Annotated in this window: 3 protein-coding genes; all 3 read left to right on the top strand. The window is 37.3% G+C overall.

The window, feature by feature from the left end; all coding sequences use genetic code 11:
• On the top strand, nucleotides 1-573 hold a 573-nt coding region (locus ACIQ1E_RS14025; RefSeq protein ID WP_396171984.1), incomplete at its 5' end, for a hypothetical protein.
• 12 nt (nucleotides 574-585) lie between these two features.
• A complete protein-coding gene (locus ACIQ1E_RS14020; RefSeq protein WP_396171982.1) occupies nucleotides 586-2,826 on the top strand; it encodes a GH92 family glycosyl hydrolase in 2,241 nt (746 codons plus the stop codon).
• 188 nt (nucleotides 2,827-3,014) lie between these two features.
• The coding region (locus ACIQ1E_RS14015; protein ID WP_396171980.1) for a glycoside hydrolase family 20 zincin-like fold domain-containing protein at nucleotides 3,015-3,442 on the top strand (428 nt) is incomplete at its 3' end.

The raw sequence follows: 3,442 nt of genomic DNA, 5'->3' as shown, positions 1-3,442 counted from the left end.
TCTCTAGTAAAAGACAAGGGACAATTAGTTCTAATCAATCAATTAGCGCGCTCTGCTACTAATTTGCCGATGTATATTACAAACGGAAATACGCCTGTAGGTCTTTTTAAAATTGATTCTTTGCATAAATCCGAAAACCTGTTTATTGGACCCACTTTGAGTTTTGTTACTTTTTTGCCTTTTGAATGCGAGGCAGTTTCTTTTTTCGATAAACCTACTACCCAATTTACTTTAGAAAATTACCTTAGTTTTTTTCCAGCAGCCCTTCAAAATAACACGCTTTTACAACAAACATTTTGGGCGGGAAAAGCGGGTAGAACCGAAATCCATTTTCACGGCACAACGATAGATCCAAATTTGTATATTGGCAAAGAATTTTATCCACAAACTCCTTCGATGGGCTGCTTGTGTTGCAATGAAACTTGGGACAACAAAGGAAGTTTGATAGAAAGCAGCCAACAACAATTAGTCAATACTTGGTTGGAAACGCCAAACGAAAAAGGCTATGCTTATGTTTTAGAACTTCAAGAATCCGACTGGATGTTACTGGAACAAGCCATTAATAAATTTTAATTTCGATATAAAATGAAGAAAATTATCCCTTTAGTACTTCTAGCTTTTCTATTTATCTCTTCATCAAACGATAGATTTGATGGTGTAATTAGATTAACAAAGTTAGTAAATCCGTTTATTGGGACAGGTGGTCACGGTCACACTTTTCCCGGGGCTGTTGTTCCTTATGGTATGGTTCAACTCAGTCCGGATACTCGTACTCAAGGTTGGGATGCTTGTGGCGGTTATTATACGGATGACAAAAGTATTTTGGGTTTTTCGCACCGCCACCTGAGCGGAACAGGAATGACCGATTTTGCCGATGTACTTTTTACTCCTTTTATCGGAAAACTAAAAATGCAGAACGATACCCTTCAAAAATATTATCCCTTGGCCTTTTCGCATCAAAATGAAATTGCAAGTCCAGGGTATTACAAAGTGGCTTTTGATAACGGAATCCAAGCCGAACTAACGGCCTCAACTCGAGCGGGATTTCACAAATACCAATTTCCAGCTGGCGAGTCGGGAATAATTATCGATTTGCACCATAATTTACACAATCAAAAAGTACTGCAATCGAGTATCGAAATCATCAGCAATACCGAAATTCGCGGTATGCGTCTTACAGAAGGTTGGTCAAAAAGAGACTACGTTTATTTTTATGCTAAATTCGATAAACCTTTTTCGGTAAAGTTGTACAAACAAAACAAGGAAATTACTGGAATTACGTTGAATGATGAAAATGTAAAAGCGGTTTTGACTTTTGATAATCCAAAAGAAGTCAACGTAAAAGTGGGCATTTCAGCCGTTGATGAACAGGGAGCGTTAAACAATTTGGATACAGAAATACCCGATTGGGATTTTGATAAAGTGAGAACTTTAGCCAATGATTCTTGGGAACAACAATTGCAAAAAATAAAAGTCGAAGGTGGTTCACAAGACGAAAAAATCATCTTTTATACCGGAATGTACCACGCTTTTATTCATCCTTCAACCTACTCGGATGTCGATAAAAGATACCGAGGTCAGGATTTAAAAATTCATACTTTAGATAAAGGAACCTATTACACCGTTTTTTCACTTTGGGATACTTTTCGGGCACAAATGCCATTGGTGAGTTTAATTCAGCCATCAAAAACCAATGAATTCATCAATTCGATGTTGCTCAAATACCAGCAAGGGGGACTGTTGCCAATGTGGGGTCTCGCTTCTAATTATACAGGCACAATGATTGGAGCCCACGCTACATCTGTTATTGCCGATGCCTACACCAAAGGAATTAGAGACTACGATACCGAGCTGGCATACAAAGCAATGAAACGTTCCATCCCTTATGATACAACCGGAATCAAGGTAAATCATCCCGCTATTTGGGAATGGTTGATGACCAAAGGAAAACAGTATAATGAAGAAATGGGTTTCATCCCAGCGGATAAAGACGTTATTTTTGCCACTTCACGAGGATTGGAATATGCGTATTGTGATTGGGCATTGGCGCAAGTGGCCAAAGATATGGGCAAGACAGAAGATTACAAATGGTTGAGTGAAAGAGGCTCTCGATACAAGAAATATTTCGATAAAGAAACAGGCTATATGCGTGCTTTAGATAGCAACGGAAAATTCATTGGCCCATTCAATCCTTCTTATTCCAATCATATGAATAGTCCGTATTGCGAAGGAAATGCTTGGCAATGGACTTGGTTTGTACCCCAAGATGTTCCAGGTTTAATCAAATTAATGGGAGGAAAGTCGAACTTCGAGAGAAATTTAGATGCTTTATTTAATACAAAAGCGGTGGTCGAAGGAGAAGAAGCATCGGCAGATATTTCGGGCTTGATAGGGCAATATGCGCACGGAAACGAACCGAGTCATCACATCATTTATTTTTACAATTACATCAATAAAGCCTTTAAAACCCAAGAATTGGCAGATAAAATTATGAAAGAGCAGTATCGAAATGCTCCCGACGGTTTAAGTGGTAATGAAGATTGCGGTCAAATGTCGTCTTGGTACATTTTTAATGCTTTAGGGTTTTATCAGGTAGCTCCTGGTGACCCAACTTATACGATATCCAGACCTTTGTTTGACAAGGCCAGTATTGCACTTGAAAACGGAAAAACCTTAAATATCAAAGCACAAAACAATAGCGCCCTAAACAAATATGTAGCTTCGGTACGATTAAATGGTAAACAATTAAAAACACCATTTTTTAAGCATAGCGATATAATAAATGGAGGAGAATTAGTTTTTACGATGACCAATGAAAAACAATAAATCAAAGTAGCTGATTTTGTGAAAAAATATAAACTTTTAAATGTATCTAGGTTTTTACAACCATTTAGAGTATTAAGGAAATTAAGGTTTTAAGTAAGCTAAATAACAGTCGAGAAGCGAACTTAATGAGCTTAATGGTTTGGAAAAAAGTATCTTGCAAACGTTCGAATAGAACAAAATAATTAACGATGAAAAAATACATTATTTGCTTTTTAGTATTTTTTGGATTGGGATCAGCGATGGCTCAAAGTCCAAAATCGGTTGATTACAATGTTATTCCACTTCCGCAAACCGTCCATCTTGGAACGGGAAAACCATTTGTTCTTTCGAAATCAACTACAATTTCGTTTCCAAAAAAAGATAAAAATCTAGCGCAAATTGCAACATTTCTATCCGAATCTATTTTAGATGCTACGGGTATAAAAGTAGCAATTACGGATTCTCCTGTACTTAAGGATGGCATTGAATTGCAGTCTAATTTCAAAAACCAAAACAGGGAAGCTTACAAATTCGAAGTTACACAAAATAAGATTAGTATCAACGGCGCTACATCAGCAGGAACTTTTTATGGTGTTCAGTTGCTTCGCAAAGTGCTGCTCGTTTCCGATTCAAAGAC

The sequence above is a fragment of the Flavobacterium sp. genome (assembly GCF_044348915.1).
Classification (GTDB): domain Bacteria; phylum Bacteroidota; class Bacteroidia; order Flavobacteriales; family Flavobacteriaceae; genus Flavobacterium.
This window is presented reverse-complemented; position numbering and strand designations above follow the sequence as displayed.